The following is a 17,470-nucleotide window of genomic DNA, read 5'->3' on the forward strand; positions in this document are numbered from 1 at the left end:
TTCGTGTTAATGATAATTATATGATATGAGACGGTTTATTTCTTTTGTCCACAAGGAGTTTTGCCATATCCTGCGCGACTGGCGCACCATGCTTATCCTGCTGGTTTATCCCGTAGTGCTGATAGTGCTGTTCGGGTATGCCGTCACCACAGAGGTTAAGAATGTTCGCGTGGCAGTGCTCGACTTGTCTCACGACGCTGTTACGTCTAAGATTTGCGGGCATATTGCCGCCAGCCGTTATCTCGTCATGGCAGCCGCGCCTCACAGCCGTCCGGAGGTTGAAACCATGTTCAGGCGCGGCGACATAGATGTGGCGGTGATTTTCGAGAGCGGCTTTGCCGACAATCTTCGCCATGGCGGCGATGCCCGTGTGCAGATACTTGCCGACGGCAGTGAGCCTAACCAGGCTGCCGTGCGTGTGCAGTATGTCGAGCAGGTGCTTGCGGCAGCCAAGAGCGATGTCGTGGGAGATGCCGTAGGCCGTGGCTTCACGATAGTTCCCGTTACGCGCATGCTCTACAATCCGCAGCAGAAGAGCGAATACAACTTTGTGCCGGGCGTTATAGGCATGATTCTGTTGCTTATCTGCGCCATGATGAGCAGCATAGCCATCGTGCGCGAGAAGGAGAGCGGCACCATGGAGGTGCTTCTGGCGTCGCCCCTGCCGCCGGCTTGCATCATCCTTGCCAAGCTCGTTCCTTACTTCGTGATATCCTGCATAAACCTTGCGGCAATACTGCTGCTGGCTTTCTATATGCTGCATGTGCCCATGGCGGGCAGCCTGATATGCTTTCTCGGTGTAACGCTGCTCTACATACTCGTGTCGCTCACGCTCGGACTGCTCATCTCTACGCTTGTCAGCACGCAGATTGCGGCCATGATACTGTCGCTGCTGCTCATCGTGCCCACCATCTACCTGTCAGGACTCGTGTTTCCGCTCGAGAGCATGCCGGCAGTTCTGCGCGACATCTCGGCCATTGTTCCGGCGCGGTGGTATATCGACGCGGCGCGCAAGCTGATGATTCAGGGGGCAGATGCCGTTTATGTGGCTGCCGACGCTGCCGTAATGGCTGTCATGGAGGCGGTTTTGCTTGGCGTATCTCTTAAATTGTTTAAAGTAAGATTATAACTGCGTTATGGTGATAAGATATTTGATAGAGAAGGAGTTTTTGCAGATTAGGCGCAACGCCATTCTGCCCAGATTGTTTGTCATGCTGCCTCTTGTCCTGCTCATAGTGGTTCCGTTTGCCGCCAATCAGGAGATAAAGAACCTTAAGTTCTGTGTCGTCGACAACGACCACAGTTCTTTTTCGCGGCGTCTTGTGCAGAAGATAGACGCATCGGCATATTTCTCGCTGGCAGACTATTGCGGCAGTCATTCGGCAGCCATGCGCAGCATAGACGGCGGCAGTGCCGACGTGGCTGTTGAGATAGGGCACGACTTTGAGCAGAATCTTGTAAAGACGGGCGTGGCAGACATTAATGTTGAGGCCAACGCCGTCAACGGCATGAAGGGCATGCTGGCTCAGGCATATATGCTTCAGATAATAGCCGACTATGCAGCGCAGTTTGGCGAGGAGCACGGCATTGATGCTTCGGGCGTGAGCCTTGCCGGAGCAGATGTCAGGCCGAGGTTTCTTTATAACGGACAGCTCGACTACAAGATGTTCATGATTCCGGCTGTTATGGCCATGCTGCTCACGCTGCTTATCGGCTTTCTGCCTGCGCTGAACATCGTCGGCGAGAAGGAGAGCGGCACGATAGAGCAGATAAACGTAACGCCGGTGGGGCGGTTTAGTTTTATCTTCTCCAAACTGATACCTTACTGGCTCATAGGTCTGTTCATGCTTGCGTGGTCAGTGTTTCTTGCGTGGCTCATCTACGGAATGCTCCCGGCGGGCAGCATCCTGTTGCTGTTTCTCTATGCCACCTTGTTTCTGCTCATCGTGTCGAGTCTTGGTCTGATAGTGTCCAACTATTCGTCCACCATGCAGCAGGCAGCTTTGCTTATGTTCTTTTTCCTCGTGATATTCATCCTTATGAGCGGCATGCTCACGCCGGTGTCTGCCATGCCCGAGTGGGCGCAGCTCATCACCTATGTCAATCCGCTGCGCTATTTCATCGAGGTGCTGCGCGCGCTCTATCTTAAAGGCAGCGGCTTTGCCGACCTTCAGATGCAGTTCTTTGCCATGCTGGCTTATGCCGCCGTATCGTGGACATGGGCTATATGCAGCTACAAGAAGAGTGCATAGCCTTTTCAGCGTGGCATGCGGTACCTGGCTTTATCTTTCAGCCGCCGTTCCGCCCTGCCGCTATCGTGTTTGCTGCATCCTTTTATTAAGGCCTTTGGATGTCTCGGTTCGATAGAACAATGGTTGATAAAATCTGTAGAGCAATAAGTATAATACTTTTTCCTAAAAAAACTCGTCACTCGTCACATTTGCTTTTAACATGTTGATTGTCAATATGTTGCAGTGTGACGAGTTGGCGTTTCAACTCGTCACACTGCAGTGAAAATCCCGGTCAGCCAAAGTCACAAAAGGCATTTTGGAGATAAAAATGCCATAATGTGATGAGTTGAAAATCCAACTCGTCACACTCTATCTTGTTGTGTTACAGATATTTATATGCCGATGTGACGAGTGATGAGTTTTTCAGAAAAACTTTTTTGTTTTTCTCCGCATGTGTCCTTTCCTGATTTCGGTTGACTTCACACCGTTTTTTCCCTGATTAAGGTTGATTCCAGTTAAACTTATAACTGTTATTGGTTGACAATGTCATTAAAAATTTTAGTTTAATGCCGTGTTGTGAATATCAGATTTTTATGACATTATCATCATTACCCCCCGTTCTTGTCATATTGTTATTTATCCAAACAACGCTCCTCATTTTTCCAATATGTCCCCTTTTGCATCCTGATATGCCATGTCTCACATCGCAATATGCCGTCTTTCGCACGGCAAAAGGTGGCATATCGCATTACAATATTATTGTTTATGCGAGTAGCTTTATCAGCTTTATTTGTCGTTAATGCAGTTTTGGTTTCAGTGTTCTTTATAGAAAATAAAAAAGCAGGCTAAATCTAAAGACAGATTTAGCCTGCTATTCAATAATAATGAGTGTTTTACAGCACAAGTTCAACCGGACAATGGTCGGAGCCGTATATCTCGGTGTGGATGCTTGCAGATTTTATTTTTTCTGTCAGGCGGTTTGACACGACGAAGTAGTCGATACGCCAGCCTGCATTCTTTTCACGCGACTTGAAGCGGTAAGACCACCATGAGTAAATGCCTTCCTTGTCGGGATAGAAGTAGCGGAAAGTGTCTGTAAAGCCGCTTGCAAGCAGTTGGCTGAACTTGTCGCGCTCCTCGTCGGTAAATCCGGCGTTTTTTCTGTTTGTCTTCGGATTCTTCAGGTCGATTTCCTTATGAGCCACGTTCATGTCGCCGCACACTATTACGGGCTTCAACTTGTCGAGGCGCATGAGATATTCGCGGAAGTCATCTTCCCATTTCATTCTGTAGTCAAGCCTCTTCAGTCCGTCCTGAGAGTTTGGCGTATATACGGTTATCATGTAGAAATCTTCCATCTCGAGAGTTATTACGCGTCCTTCGTGGTCGTGCTCCTCTATTCCGAGTCCGTAGCTTACGCTGAGCGGCTTATGTTTAGTGAATATGGCTGTGCCGGAGTAGCCTTTTTTCTCGGCATAGTTCCAGTAAGACTCATAGCCGTCAAACTTCAGGTCGAGCTGTCCTTCCTGCATCTTTGTTTCCTGAAGACAGAAGAAGTCGGCGTCGAGCTGTTTGAATATGTCGCTGAAACCTTTTCCCTCACAGGCCCGCAGTCCGTTTACATTCCATGAAATTAGCTTCATAATGATGAATGGTTTTATATGGGTTAAAAAATAAAGGGCAGACTTTGTTAAATCTGCCCTCATTTATACTTTTATCGGTTTCTATGTAAAATTAGAATTTTGCCATCTTTATGGCATCAATTGCACACTCGTCACCCTTGTTGCCCAACTTTCCTCCGCTGCGGTCTTTAGCCTGCTGCAGGTCGTTGGTGGTGAGCAGTCCGTAGATTACTGGAATCTCGCTCTTGGCGTTAAGACGTGCAATGCCGTAGGTTACGCCCTGACAGATGTAGTCGAAGTGAGGAGTCTCGCCTCTGATAACGCTTCCGAGGATGATTATTGCGTCATATCCGCCGTTGAGCGTCATCTGGTGTGCGCCGTAGATAAGTTCGAAGCTTCCGGGAACTGTCTTTACGTGTATGTTTTCAGGCAGTGCTCCGTGTTTCTCTAGTGTCCTTACGGCACCTTCGAGCAGTGCTCCTGTTATTTCAGGATTCCATTCGGCAACGACGATGCCGAAACACATGTTGCTTGCGTCGGGTACTTTACCGTAGTCGTAGTCAGAAAGATTGTGCAGTGCGGTAGCCATTATTTTACAGAAACTCTTTCAATATATTTGTCAATATCCTGCGAAACGGCAGAGTTAAGATACTTTGTCTTTATATCCTGATAAATCTGCAGAGCTTCGCTCTTCTTGCCCTGGCTCTCGAGAATCTCACCGGCCTGGAGCAGGAATATAGGCGAAATGCTGTTGTTGGTGTTGTCGGCAGCTTCGCTGTCGGCCATGCTTGCAGCCTTCTTGAGATATTCAACAGCCTTGTCGAGCTGCTTAACGTGTGCGTAAGCATTGCCAAGTGCAGCTACGGCAGAGGGGCTTATCATCTGATCATCGGCAGGAGAGAACTTGTCGAGATATGTTACTGCGTCGTTCCATTTGTCGAGGTTTGCATAGCAGAGTCCTGCATAGAGGTTTGCCAGGTTGCCTGCATCTGTGCTGCTGTAGTCAGATGCGATGTTTACGAATCCGACATATCCGGCTCCGTCTCCCTTCAGCGCCTTGTCGTATTGCTGATTAGAGAAATACTCCTGACCTTTAGCCAGTGCTGTGCTTGCTTCCTGCTCTTTTGGGCCTGAAACATAGGTCTCATAGCAGATGATACCTGCTACAACAAGGATAATCGCCACGATGGCGATTGAGATTGTTTTCTTATGTCTCAAGAAAACAGCCTCTTTCTGGTTGAGGGCGTCGTTCATTGTGCCCTTCTGTTCATTAAGATTTGCCATTTATATTTATTTTTATAATTAGCGGTTTATAAAGCGTGGCAAAATTACGTAAATTATCTGGTATTGTGAAATTTATTACATACTTTTTTTGTTTTTCATTGATAAATCAAGTAACTTTGCATGACAAAAGCAGCATTGGGCAATCGTAAATGTGTTATTGCCGGTATATGATTTTTATTGCTGTCCTCAAGTTGATAATTTGTCGGTAAATATGTTTTTAAAGAAGATATCCATAGTCAATTATAAGAACATCAGGGAGGCCACTCTCGACTTGTCGCCCAAGATGAACTGTTTCATAGGGCATAACGGCGAGGGAAAGACCAACATGCTTGATGCTGTATATTATATGTCGTTCTGCCGCAGCGCTTACACAACGAGCGACGCCAACGTGATACGCCACGGTGAGGATTTCTTCGTGTTAGATGCTGTTTATGTAAACGATTATGGCGATGAGGATTCTGTGTTTTGCGGCATGAAGCGCGGCTCAAAGAAGCATTTTAAGCGTAATAAGAAAGAATATAAGAAACTGTCGATGCATCTAGGCATGATACCTCTGATATTTGTCTCGCCGTCGGACACGGTGATGATTGAGGGTGGGAGCGAAGAGAGACGCCGGCTTATGGATGTGGTTATTTCGCAGTATGACAATTCTTATATCGATGCCCTTAACCGTTACAATAAGGCTCTGCAGCAGAGAAATACGCTGCTTAAGACAGAGGAAGGGCCTGACATTGAATTGTTGTCGCTGCTTGAGGAACAGATGGCTTTTTACGGAGAGGCAATTTATAACAAGAGAAACGACTTTATAGCCGAGCTGACTCCTTTGTTTCAGACGTTTTACAGCCGGATCTCTCAGGATAAGGAAGAGGTTTCGTTGGGCTATGTGTCTCATTGTCAGCGAGGTCCGTTGCTTGATGTTATCCGTCGCGACCGCATGAAAGACCTTGCCGTGGGCTATTCTCTTCATGGTGTTCACCGCGATGACCTTGAAATGCTTATTGGCGGATATCCGATAAAGCGTGAGGGCAGCCAGGGACAGAACAAGACTTTTGTCATAGCCCTGAAGCTGGCTCAGTTTTATTTTCTTAAGCGCACTGGCTCAAAGACCACTCCGATACTGCTTCTTGACGATGTGTTCGACAAACTGGATGCACAGAGAGTGGAGCAGATTGTGAAGATTGTTGCGGGAGACGAATTCGGGCAGATTTTCCTGACAGACACCAACCGCGACCATCTTGACCGTATATTGAGCAGTTCGTCGCTTGATTACAGGCTCTTTTATGTTGATAACGGCGACATTATGCCAAAGGAGGTTGCCGATGTTTAAGCGTGATGTTCAGACTCTGGCGGATATCCTGCAGAAATGTTTGAGGCAGGACGGACTAGAAACGCCACTGCAGCAGAAGCGTCTCATCGACTCGTGGGATAAGGTTGTAGGTAAGGTTATTGCCGGATATACGGCAGAAAAGTTTATCAAGAACCAGACGTTGTTCGTCAAGATTCTTAATCCGGCGCTGCGTGCTGATCTTACGATGATGAGAGACAGACTTGTGAAGAATCTGAACATGGAGGTGGGCGCCAATATCATTGTCGACATAAAGTTCTTCTGATATCTTTTTTCGCATGCCGCATTTCGACATGTGTAGCGATGTGCTTGATTGCTTTTAAAAAAACATAGCAGCAATCAGATTGTGTCATCATTTTGCAGCAAGCCTATTCTTGCTTGTTAGAACTTTCGCGTATTTTTAGAATCATCGGTACGATTTCTTTGTAAATCTTTTTATCGCCGCGGATGTTTCTCAGAAGCAGGTCGCATGCTTTCTCGCCTGTAAGATGCGCCTGGTCCATTATAGCCGAAAGCTTTGGCGTTACAAAGGCGGACGACTCTGCTTCGGTAAAGCCTATGATGGCTACGTCCTTAGGTATGTGCAGTCCGAGGGTCTTTATTGCGTCAAAGGCAGCATAGGTTATGATGTCGTTGAAGGCAAGGATTGCGTCTGGCCTGTCTTCGCGTTTGAGCAATTTCAGAGTTTCGTTTCGCGCACTTTCGTAGTCGATGTTGCCGTTGATGACAATAGAGCGGTCAATTGTGATGTTTCTTTCGCGCAGAGCCTCCAGGTAGCCGTGTTTGCGGCGCTTGACCATGTCGAGATGTGTTGGTCCGCCGATAAATGCGATGCGCTTGCTGCCGGTGTCGATAAGGTGGCGTGTAGCCTGAAGTGCGGCTTCATCTCCGTTTGACACGACAGATGAGAATATGTCAGGAAGGCAAGTGCGGGCAAAGAATACCAGCGGTATACCCATCTTGTTGATTTCTGTGAAGTGAGAATAATCCACTGTATCCTGCGCCAGACATGCTATAATGCCTTCAACGTACATGCTGACAAAGTTGTCAATGGCTTTTTCTTCTCTAATATGGTCTTCATGGCTGTTGGCTGCCACAACGGCATATCCGGCCTTCGTTGCAAAATCTTCTATTCCGTCGAGTACGGCCGCATAATAATGTGTTACCAGATTCGGCACAACAACGCCTATTACTTTAGGCTTCTGTTGCCTCAGGCTTTGTGCGAATGGGTTAGGGCGGTAGTTGAGCTTCTTGGCAAGCTCTTGTACGCGAGTTCTCATTTCCTCACCTACTTCGTGGCTGTTTCTTAATGCGCGCGACACTGTCGCAATGCTGACTCCCAACTGTTCAGCCATTTCTTTTAAAGACGTTCTGCGTGCTGCCATTGCTACCTGTGTTTGTCGAATTGTTGAAGGAATAGTTAAATGATTATTGCAAATGTAATCAAAAAAAATAAAATACGCAAACGTTTACGTAACTTTAATAAAAATCGCTCAAATAGCAATGGCTCATTGCCGGTTTTATGGCATACTGAAGGTTATGCGTAGATGTAAAGACGTTGCTGACAGTGGTGAAATATTGTTTTCAGGAGCACTATTGAAGCGTGTAGACTGATACCGGGATTTGCGCCTGCGGCACCGGTTGTGGGTATGACAGTTTCCTGATGTCCGGTCAGATGGTGAGTATATTGTTTCTCCCATTTGGGGCAGAATGTGTGAAAAAACACAAACCCTTAAGCCGTTCTGTAGTTAGCTTAAGGGTTTGTGCTATGTCGAGACAATTTAATTTATACTTTTGTTGCAGAAAAAGAGGTTACATGGGCAGAAGCTCTTCGCCCTCAAGTTCACATGAAGTGAATCCCATTTCTTTTGCTTTTTCTTTGTTGAATGCAAAGTATGTGGCTTTACCTTCCGTGCATATCTCGCCTTTTGAGTTTTCGAGCGTAACCTCAATAGTTACCAGGTTGCGTCTTTGTTCGGCTATGTGCGCCCTCAGCGTGATTTGCGGTTCTGTTGTCATTACCGGCTTCTTGTATCTTATTTCGAGATGAGTGGTCATTCCGCTTGTCTGCAGTTTTCTGAAAATCACCCATCCGGCTATTTCGTCAATGAGCGTGCACAATATGCCTCCGTGCATGGTGTCTATCCATCCCTGATAGTGGGTCTGCGGTTTCCAGAAGCTTATTATGTTGTCGCCGTCTTCAAAAAACTCCATATGTACACCTATCGGATTGTCGGGGCTGCATCCAAAACAGTTGTATCCTTCCTTATCCATCCATGGATTTTTAATCTTTCTCATAGGCAATAAATTATTTATGGTTGTTATCTGATTTCAGTGTCACCATGTCTTAGAACGTAAGTCGCATCATAAGCCTTACGCCGTTCTTGGTTGCCGTAGGCAGATGGTTGTAGTTCAGACGGTGTACATACTGAATATGTATAATCTTGAATATATTGTGGATTCCGGCAATTAGCTCAATATACGGACGCTTGCTGTCCATTATGTATGAACCTTCCGGGAATTCCATTAACATACCGTCGCCTGCGTTTGCTGCCAGGGTAGGGTTGTTCTTGTCGGTAAGTGTGCCCCAAAGGCATTTTATGCCAAGCCACTCGCGCCACTTTAGTTTCTTGAGGAGCGGTATGCGGTTGAATATCTTTCCGTTCAAGTCCCACGATATGTCAAGGCTTGCGTATCTGTCGTTAAGGAACTCCATGTTGTTTATCAGGTTGAATGTTTCGTCACTGATGATATACGACAGGTTGGCGGCCGGCATTATGAGCAGCGGGAACGGCACCTTGTTCCATTGTATGCCGCCTTTTGCCAGGATGTCAATCTTTCCCCAGCTGTTCAGCCACAGGCGCTTGTATATGCTTGCTTCAGTGAAGTTGTAGTCGTAGTCGCCTCCGAGGAAACCTTTTATACCTGTGGTGTGCGACAGTGTGAATACTGGTGCGTCGAGGTTCACGGGCAGACGGCGCTGCTTCGTATTTATGAATGTCTCACCCGGAGCATATCTCAGTTCAATGCGTGCTTCGGTTGTCCTGAATTTTCCCTGTCCGGTCATGGCGTCTTCCATGCCGACCATAGACAAAGGCTTGAAGAAAAGGTCGCCGCAGGCTTCGTTCTCTTCTGTCTTCAGGCTTATGGTCGTTCTGAATCCCCATTCCTCTTCACGTTCGAACGAGAGCTGCTGGCGGTTGTAGAACATCATTTTTTCAACCTTAGTCCATTTCAGAGCCGTGAACACGTTATCCTTGTCGGTGTGCATGAATTTGTCTGAAGGTGAACATACGTCGTAAGTAGAAGTGAATGTCAGCGTGCGTTTCGGGAACTCTCGCGGAAGATATTCCTTCTTGTTAAACGAGTATGTCAGCTCGCCCTTGTAATAGTTCTTGCGGCTGTCCCATCCGCGTGCATAATATCCAGACAGGAACCAGTGCGGGTTGAGGTTAGCCGTTGTCTGTGCGCTGATACGAGTGCGCACTCCGTCAATGAAGTTAGAGCTTATCATCGTGTTGATAGGTCCTATGTCAACCTTACTCGGATGATTCTGACTTCCTGTCTCAACAAAGTTCTCTATGAATGCCCTTACACCAAAGATGATATACTTGAAGGCTTTCTGCTGACTCAGATTGTTGATGAATGCATCCATCGAACTTTCACTTTTTGTCAGCTCTACGCTTCGGTATTTGTCCCAGAAAGCTTCGTCGCGCATCATGGCATTAGACTCATGCAACACTTTCGTCTTGCCCTTAAACAGCTTGTCGGGCAGTTCGTCAAAGGCATAGTCGCTCATTCGTGTTGTTCGTATGACTATGGCTTTGGTTAGGAACTTGGCTATCGACATTTCAACGAACATGTCGTCGGTTGTCAAAGCCCAGTCACCTTCGGGCAGGCGGGTGTATTCCTGTATAATCTGAAGATTGTCGACAAAGTTGACATCGCTTTTCTTTGGAAGCGTCAGGTTGCATCGTTTTACGTGCAGCGTTGAGTCGGCCAGAATCCATATTTCGCCCCTGAATCCGAAGTCCTGCTGGTTGTTGGGCAGGAACTGCAGATGGAAACACTTGTCTCTGTCAACGTATACGGTGTCGACAATGTAGAAACGGTAAAATGATATGGCGTCCTTGCCGATAGGGCTTGTAAACGGATATTGCAGCAGACGGATCTGGTCGTCATACAGGTCTACGTCTGTGAATACGTCTTTTAGCACGTTATTCAGGATGTCTCCTGTCTCAATCAGGTCGTTGACACCCGATGAACTTTGTCCCATTATTATCGACTTCTCGGTCTTAGGGTCTTTTCTGTATATGTTTCTTGTAACAGTCTCGTCGACAGACAACGGCAGAATGAGTTTGTTGTTGTACGGACAGGTCTCAATCTGGTTAATCAGCCATTTTTTCTTTTTCAGTTTTTCGTTCTCAAGCTCGGTAGGCTTAATGTCGTTTATGGCGAACGTTATTTTCTGATATTTGTTAAACTGATAATAGTCGTGGTTGGCAAGGTCGGTGCGTTTCTTAGCCGCAATGACACGCTTCATCAGCTCTACGGCCGGATTATTCTTGCGGCTGTATTTGCTTCGCTTCGTCTTCACCGTTACGCCTTTCAGCTGCTTGGTGTCAGTTTTGAGCGTGATTTTCATTTCTGAAGGCGTGTTCGGGCCTATCAGAATGGTGAGTTCCTGATATCCAACGGCGCTGAACGTTAGCTTCTCACCGTTAAGACGCTTTATAGAGAAGCGTCCGTAGGCATTTCCCGACGTTGCAATCTTCTCTTTTTTATATTGCACGCTGGGAAACGGAATGGTGTCGCCGGTGGATTCTTCAACAACAACACCTGTTATTGTCTGTGCGCCTGCTGCCTGTGCCAGTATTAAAAGAAGTAATATCAGAATATTTTTCATTATATGATTTTCTGTTTATTTTGAACCGTTGTTGTTTTTAGCGTATGAAGGGTCCGGTGTCCTTTGCATTAAAGAATCTGACTCAGGTCGGTTATGATCTTGTCAGGTATGGTCTCATCATATTTTTCGTCGGTCCAGCCTTCGCCTTTGAACCATATAGTCTTGCATCCGGCTTTCTTGGCAGGTGTGATGTCCTTGTAGAAGCTGTCGCCTACTACGGTTGTGTCGGCGGGATTTAGCTTCAATGCCTCTACGCCGAGAGTGAATATGCGTGGGTCGGGTTTGCGTATGCCAACGACGGCCGACTCTATAATATTAAGAAACAGATTGTCGAGTCCGAACTCCTTAAGCACCACGCTGATGTTGCCGTAGAAGTTGCTCACGAGCACCATCGGATGATTCTCGTTTATGCGGGTCAGCACCTCGCGGCTGTGACTCGTCTCTCTCTTCACCTCTTCATAAAGGTCTTCGAGTATGGTCTTATGGCTTTTTACATATTCATCCTCTGACACGTTCCAGTAGCCTTCTGCCATGAGATATTCCATCTCTATGCGCAGTTTTGTGTCGAGCGTTTTGTGGAAAGTGTATTCTGGCTGAATTATGGGGTGTGAGCCTAACGTGCGTTCTGCATGAACGTATGCCTCGCGAAACTGTTCTTCAGTTACAGGTATGTTGTGGCGGCTGTAGGCATGCCATAGCACCTTGCCCCAGTGGCGGCCGGCTGTGTCGAGCGTGCCGCCGTAGTCGAAGATATATCCTTTTGTCATTGAATCTTTTTTGTTATTTTCTTGCACAGTGATTCATGCTTCTTGTGCATGTAGATATACAGAATGTTCATCAGCGTTATCTCTATGAGCATGTACACCCACGGGCAGCCGAGCAGGCATGTAACGTAGATGCATATTGCGCGCGTATTGAAAGTCAGGATGTTGGTGTACTTCATCAGCGGACGGCTTCCCTCAAGAAACTCCTCTCTGATGTCGGCCGGCACCTGCGATGCGCTGCCGTATTTTTCTTTCATCACCTTTATCATCTTCTGAAAAGCAGGCGAACGTTTCTCCTGACTCTTGCAGTAGTTGGCGTAGTTGTAGTAGAACAGATGCTCGAACAAGGCTCCGCGCTTGGGCAGCGACTTGTATATCTTTATCTGACTTTCGTAAGTGTCGAGTTCACTGCCTTCCTTGCCTTTAAGGAAAAACAGGTGTATCTGACGGTAATAGTCGGAAAGCGAGCTCTGAGGCGAATGGCACATCACTCCGGCAATGAAGGCAATGACCCATATCCACAGGCCCCATTGTATGTCAAGTCCGGGGATGGTCTGTCCCATCATGCGGTATGAAAGGGCTGCATATATTGCAAAGAACCACACGTCTCCTGAGAAGCCGTCGAGCACTCGGCCAAGAAGCGTCTTCTGTCCCGTAAGACGTGCAAGCTGTCCGTCGGTTGAGTCGCAGAAGTTGGCAAACATAAGCAGCACGATGCCTGCAATGTTGTGCATTATGTCTGTGTATGAGAACATCCATCCGGCGCCGACGCCCAAGAATATTGACAGTATTGTTATCGTGTTAGGGTGGACGCCTAGCTTCTTCCACATCAGGGCGAACATCAGTCCGATGGGGCGCGTGAAGTGAACGTCGAGCCACTCTTCCGTATCTTGTGATTTCAGTGATGCGTTAAGCATCTCTTTAAAATTGCTCATAAGTTTCTTTCTGTTTTTTATAACGTTACATCTTTTTGCAGATTATCTCTGCCATGGCCTCGGCTGCCTCTTCGCGGCATCTTGAAAAGCTGGGCCAGTCGTTAAAGTCTATTATTGCATACGAGCCGTCCTCGCGCACAATGCAGTCGCCTCCGTATATGTCGATGTTTATCAGCGATGCAGCCTTCTCGGCGTCGGCCTTAAGGTGTGCGGTGTCAAACTCATAGTGGGCAGGCTTGCCGTTGACACGCTCGTCGCCGAATTTCGACACGCCGTCGTCACCAGGATAATATGTCCTGAAAAAGTCGGTGCCCCTGACGCCGTAGAATTTCACGAGGTCGCCCATGACGTGTGCGGTTACCACAATCTGCGTTATGCCTCTTGCCGCAAAAACGGCTATTTTGTTGTCTCTTTCAGTCTCGTCTGCCGCGAACACCACGTCGTCTTTGCTCTGTGCTGCTTCGTCGCCGCGCTTAATCCAGTAGCCGCTTTTGCCGGTGAGCGGTGCCACGGGTATGCCGTTGCTGCGCATCACGCTGTCTATGTTGGCTCTTGCGCATGCCCTTACGCCTTCGGGCGAGTTGATAACCGTTGTGCCTAGACGCTGCTGTTCCTCCAGAAAGTTTAGCGTAGAGCTGAGGCGTCCCATGGTAAGAATCATGTCAGCGTGTCCGCATTCGCCCAGTTGCTCTTCCTTTACGGCTGTTGTTTCGTGCCCTTTTGCCTGAAGTCTTGAGCATACGGCGTCCATTATGGCCTTGTCTTTTTCAACGGAGTTAGGTGAGAACTTTTCGGCACGGTATATAGCTATCACCTTCTTCATGACTCTCCGTTCAAAAACTTTTCAGCCTTGGCTATGTCGCCGGCATGGTCAATGTCGAGCACCTTGCTGAAGAGCCTTGCCTTCAGGCGGCATCCTGCTGCAACGAGCGCGCGCTGAAAGTTGCGCATGCGGCTGTCTCCGCGTTCTATACACTGCCGCAGGATAGTTATTGCTCCGGGGGTAAGTCCGTAGATTCCGCCGGAAATAAGCTTGCAGCCGTTATGCTCGTCGAAGAATCCCGTTATGTTCATGTCGCTGTCTGCTCCTACATACAGCGGCTTTTCGTCGTCGATAAAGTCGGTTACGCCCATCATTCCGTCGGCTGTTCCGTTCTCAACACATTCGTTAAACTCTTTGATGTATTGTGCAAATTCTTTTTCGTGGAATATAGTGTCTACCGTGGTCAGGCAGAACGGGCCGTCTTCAAGATATTTGCTTATTTCGTAGAAGCTGTGCATCGAGCTCGGCGTGCTTTTCACTATATATTCAAGCGGCACGGCTGTTCCGTTAAGACCTTTCTCCTTCAGCTCTGCCAGATGCTGGCTGACGGCAGTCATGTTGCTGTTGCATATTACGATTATTTGTTCCGCGTGGTTATCCATGAACACGCTAATCAGCCGGTCAATCAGGCAAACGCCGTTGACTTTGACCAGAGGTTTGGGGGCATTTACGCCCTCTTTTGCCAACCGTGAACCTTCGCCGGCGGCAATAATGGCATATTTCATAAAGATATCTTTTTACTCAATGAGTGCGCAAAGTTAGCCATTATTGGTGAAAGTAGAAAACTTTTTAGTGTATTTTTGTTTTTGCATAAAGGTTATAATTACAATATCTTAGCCGCATTTCCGCTCTGAATGTGCCTAAAATTAATGTGTTTGAATATCCTTGTTATTTTATCTGCATATCAGTGTCATTAATAAAATTTAATATGTCGGCAGGTCTGTTATTGTGGTTTGTGCCGTTCTGTAATGTCGTCAAGCGGCGGCAATGCCGTTCGTTTATATATATTTATATAGGTGTGGCAGCACTGGTAGCAGCTGTATCAGCCTGCATTTCAGATAGTATATTCATCATTTGTGTCATGCACGGCATGGAGTGTGTGGTGACCTTATAGTATAAAGGATGGTTATGGATTGATGAGGCGCTTGTGCTCGCCGTACATCATATTGCAATATGTCTGCCGGATAATCATAGCAAAGTGTCAGACGGATTATGTCTGAGTTTTTGTGTGAAATAGAAATGCTTTGTCGTTCATATCAGTGCTTTTGGTAAATCATGTTTACAAAATGCGGCAAATGTTACGTTTCTTTTTGTAAAAGCATGCCTTTTACCGTTCCAAAAGCCACGTTTCTGACTTCAAAAGCAGTGAGTTTGCAGTGCATTTTGCTGCCTTTTATATGGATTTTATGTGATGATTTGTTGCACAGATTGCCAGGATTTGAACTAACACGCTGATTTAATATGCTTTACGTCTGCACACTAATTCTGCGCTATTTTCGGATAAATGATTTTAATTTTCAAATACCCTCGTTGTGCAACGTCGACAAAAATCATAATGAAAGCATATGGCGACAGATGCTTTCATTATGATTTGAGTTAAAAGTAATGTAGTTGAAAAAATATTAGGTCATGATGCCTGTATATAAAATATTTCGCTATCTTTGCCGTCGGCGGTAGTGCCCGTTTCTCTTTCTGTTATGTCATACGCTGATTGTAGGCACGTGTATATTGGCAGACAGAGATGTGGTGCAAGCTAAAAACCTTTCGGTGTTTCGGCTCATTGCGAGTAAACATTGTTTGTTTTATTTGATATTAACCTCTAAAATTTTAAGGTAATGAGAAAAAATGTTATTCTTACGGTCATTGCGCTCATGATGTCTTTATCTTCGGTCATGGCTCAAGACAAGGTTTATCAGTTGTCGAGTCATATACTTGACATTAACACCGGTCGCCCTGCGCAGGGCGTAAAGATTGTGTTGTCTAAGCTGTCAGGTGAAAATAACTGGAGCGTCATGGAGGAAAGAATTACCGACGGGAACGGACGCGTTAAGGATTTTCTTGAGAAAAGGACAGGTGCTGACAACTGTGGCGTGTATAAACTTACATATTACGTTGCCCCGTATTTCGAGTCGCAGGCACAAGACACTTTCTATCCATTTATCGACGTGGTGTTCGAGATAAAGGACGATAGTCATTACCACGTGCCGATAACGCTTTCGCCTTACGGATATTCTACTTATCGGGGCAGCTGAACCCGGCGCAATCTGCGCCTTCATGCAGGTCTGTCTGCTGCTTTTCTTATGGCATTATGTGCAGATCTGATTGCCGCATATTGCTGATTAATGTTTTCTGCCGGTGTGTCTACGTCGTCCGGGTCTTGTTTCAGGCAAGATGTTCCGGCGATTAAGGGAGTAACACATCCGGCAGAAAACATTTTGGTAAATAATAATTCTTCAGTATTTATGCACACATCCGGTCGGTGCTTATCTCACATTTACGCTCCCTGATCCGGTTACGCTCTCATCATGTTTATCCACCTTGCCTTGAATGTCGATAGAGCCCGAACCTGTTATTTTGCTTTTTGCATAGCCGATGTTTGCATTGTTAAGCTCTATAGAGCCCGATCCGGTTATGCTGCCGGTAACGTTTTTAATTGTTGCGTTGCTGATGCTTATCGAGCCTGAGCCAGGAATGCCCATGTCGCTTTGTGCCGTAGTGAGACTGTTTATTTCAATGCTTCCGCTGCCCACGACGCCTATTGACGATTCGTTGCATATTATGCTGTTGATAGAAATGTCTCCGCTTCCGGTTATCTTCAGCTTCAGCCTGTCGGTGTCGATGCCCTCTTTGGCGCTGAAGTTGCCCGAGCCGAGAACAGACACGCCTCTTATGTTGGGCGAGGTTACATATACGTTGACATCCTTGCGCGGATTTCTTAGCAGTGACATCAGTGATATGCTTTTCGACTCTTCCTTGATGTGCAGCGTGTTGTCCTTGCTGTATATCTTCATCCGTTTTATGTCTTCCTCATTTCCTGATACTTTTACGGAAGTTTTGTTCCCCTGTATGAAGTAGACGTTGTTGCTTCCTTCAATGCTGATGTCGGTAAAGTCGTTCACGTTTATGTTTCTCTCTACATAATTTTCACTGTTCTTTACGGCATTCTCCGTCTTGCATGCCTGTAGCGCAATGGCCATCAACGGCAATAAAAGTAGTCTGATATTCATATTCTTCATATTTTTATTTTGTTCTTTATATCATTAAGACGTAACAGAAGCTGAAAAAGTTGCACGCCATCAGACTTTTTTCAGGATTAATAAATAATCTGGCAAGTCAGACTATGAATCTCGTCGGACGTCGGTCAGTATGTTGTTCTGCTCACTCTGCATATTGATGCTGTTGTCAGTCTTTTTAATTTCCTTGGTTGTCTTGCGGTCTGCTTTTATCTGCATAGGCAGTATTGCCGGTAAAGAAAGCAGATACTTGCCTGCCTGATGCAGCGTAAAGATACGGCAGGATGACAACGGCTGGTCAGGATAAAAAACGAAAAAAGGTTGGCT

The 17,470-nt window shown here is 46.6% G+C and carries 16 protein-coding genes; 5 read left to right on the plus strand and 11 right to left on the minus strand.

Translation table 11 applies throughout. The annotated features are described in order from the left end of the window. The first annotated feature begins 25 nt into the window (after nt 1-25). Both QVO66_RS06895 and QVO66_RS06900 read left to right on the plus strand, forming a co-directional pair. Nucleotides 26-1,129, plus strand: coding sequence for an ABC transporter permease (locus QVO66_RS06895; RefSeq protein ID WP_021854713.1), 1,104 nt, complete (start codon nt 26-28; stop codon nt 1,127-1,129). Between the two features lie 10 nt (nt 1,130-1,139). Beyond that, nucleotides 1,140-2,252: an ABC transporter permease gene (locus tag QVO66_RS06900; protein ID WP_288172710.1), complete on the plus strand. Its 1,113-nt coding sequence runs from the start codon at nt 1,140-1,142 to the stop codon at nt 2,250-2,252. Between the two features lie 872 nt (nt 2,253-3,124). Here the strand turns inward: QVO66_RS06900 and QVO66_RS06905 are convergent. From QVO66_RS06905 to QVO66_RS06915, 3 genes are all read right to left on the minus strand, one after another. After that, nucleotides 3,125-3,877, minus strand: coding sequence for an exodeoxyribonuclease III (locus tag QVO66_RS06905; RefSeq protein ID WP_288172712.1), 753 nt, complete (start codon nt 3,875-3,877; stop codon nt 3,125-3,127). Between the two features lie 88 nt (nt 3,878-3,965). After that, entirely contained in the window at nt 3,966-4,442 is a 477-nt protein-coding gene (gene ribH / locus QVO66_RS06910; protein ID WP_021854716.1) for a 6,7-dimethyl-8-ribityllumazine synthase, read from the minus strand. Then, nucleotides 4,442-5,137: a tetratricopeptide repeat protein gene (locus tag QVO66_RS06915; protein ID WP_021854717.1), complete on the minus strand. Its 696-nt coding sequence runs from the start codon at nt 5,135-5,137 to the stop codon at nt 4,442-4,444. The genes ribH and QVO66_RS06915 overlap by 1 nt, the downstream gene beginning before the upstream one ends. Before the next feature lie 211 nt (nt 5,138-5,348). On the opposite strand from QVO66_RS06915, the gene recF reads away from it, so the two are divergent. Together recF and QVO66_RS06925 are read left to right on the plus strand one after the other, a co-directional pair. Continuing rightward, complete coding sequence (recF, locus tag QVO66_RS06920; RefSeq protein ID WP_021854718.1) at nt 5,349-6,464, plus strand: DNA replication/repair protein RecF; 1,116 nt, start codon at nt 5,349-5,351, stop codon at nt 6,462-6,464. Beyond that, a complete protein-coding gene (locus QVO66_RS06925) occupies nt 6,457-6,747 on the plus strand; it encodes a DUF721 domain-containing protein (protein WP_021854719.1) in 291 nt (96 codons plus the stop codon). Before recF ends, QVO66_RS06925 begins: the two co-directional genes overlap by 8 nt. 103 nt (nt 6,748-6,850) lie before the next feature. On the opposite strand, the gene QVO66_RS06930 is transcribed toward QVO66_RS06925, so the two are convergent. The 7 genes from QVO66_RS06930 to QVO66_RS06960 form a co-directional block, all read right to left on the minus strand. Further along, entirely contained in the window at nt 6,851-7,867 is a 1,017-nt protein-coding gene (locus tag QVO66_RS06930; RefSeq protein WP_021854720.1) for a LacI family DNA-binding transcriptional regulator, read from the minus strand. Between the two features lie 427 nt (nt 7,868-8,294). Further along, on the minus strand, nt 8,295-8,780 hold the full coding sequence (locus QVO66_RS06935; RefSeq protein WP_021854722.1) for a PaaI family thioesterase: 486 nt from the start codon (nt 8,778-8,780) through the stop codon (nt 8,295-8,297). A 49-nt stretch (nt 8,781-8,829) separates the two neighbouring features. Beyond that, on the minus strand, nt 8,830-11,388 hold the full coding sequence (locus QVO66_RS06940) for a DUF5686 family protein (RefSeq protein WP_021854723.1): 2,559 nt from the start codon (nt 11,386-11,388) through the stop codon (nt 8,830-8,832). A gap of 68 nt (nt 11,389-11,456) precedes the next feature. Next, the gene (locus QVO66_RS06945) at nt 11,457-12,155 is read right to left on the minus strand and encodes an HAD family hydrolase (RefSeq protein ID WP_021854724.1); all 699 of its coding nucleotides are present in this window, start codon (nt 12,153-12,155) and stop codon (nt 11,457-11,459) included. Further along, nucleotides 12,152-13,087 carry a CDP-alcohol phosphatidyltransferase family protein gene (locus QVO66_RS06950; protein WP_021854725.1) on the minus strand — a complete coding sequence of 312 codons (936 nt, stop codon included), beginning with the start codon at nt 13,085-13,087 and terminating at the stop codon, nt 12,152-12,154. Before QVO66_RS06950 ends, QVO66_RS06945 begins: the two co-directional genes overlap by 4 nt. A gap of 25 nt (nt 13,088-13,112) precedes the next feature. Next, the gene (locus tag QVO66_RS06955) at nt 13,113-13,910 is read right to left on the minus strand and encodes a hypothetical protein (RefSeq protein WP_021854726.1); all 798 of its coding nucleotides are present in this window, start codon (nt 13,908-13,910) and stop codon (nt 13,113-13,115) included. After that, nucleotides 13,907-14,635: a sugar phosphate nucleotidyltransferase gene (locus tag QVO66_RS06960; RefSeq protein WP_021854727.1), complete on the minus strand. Its 729-nt coding sequence runs from the start codon at nt 14,633-14,635 to the stop codon at nt 13,907-13,909. The genes QVO66_RS06955 and QVO66_RS06960 overlap by 4 nt, the downstream gene beginning before the upstream one ends. 1,110 nt (nt 14,636-15,745) lie before the next feature. On the opposite strand from QVO66_RS06960, the gene uraH reads away from it, so the two are divergent. Continuing rightward, nucleotides 15,746-16,162 (plus strand): hydroxyisourate hydrolase, encoded by a 417-nt coding sequence (gene uraH / locus QVO66_RS06965; RefSeq protein ID WP_021854729.1) that lies wholly within the window; start codon nt 15,746-15,748, stop codon nt 16,160-16,162. A 231-nt stretch (nt 16,163-16,393) separates the two neighbouring features. On the opposite strand, the gene QVO66_RS06970 is transcribed toward uraH, so the two are convergent. Beyond that, the gene (locus tag QVO66_RS06970) at nt 16,394-17,137 is read right to left on the minus strand and encodes a head GIN domain-containing protein (protein ID WP_021854730.1); all 744 of its coding nucleotides are present in this window, start codon (nt 17,135-17,137) and stop codon (nt 16,394-16,396) included. Between the last annotated feature and the right edge of the window lie 333 nt (nt 17,138-17,470).

This window comes from Prevotella sp. CAG:255, from assembly GCF_000431195.1.
Taxonomy (GTDB): domain Bacteria; phylum Bacteroidota; class Bacteroidia; order Bacteroidales; family Bacteroidaceae; genus Prevotella; species Prevotella rara.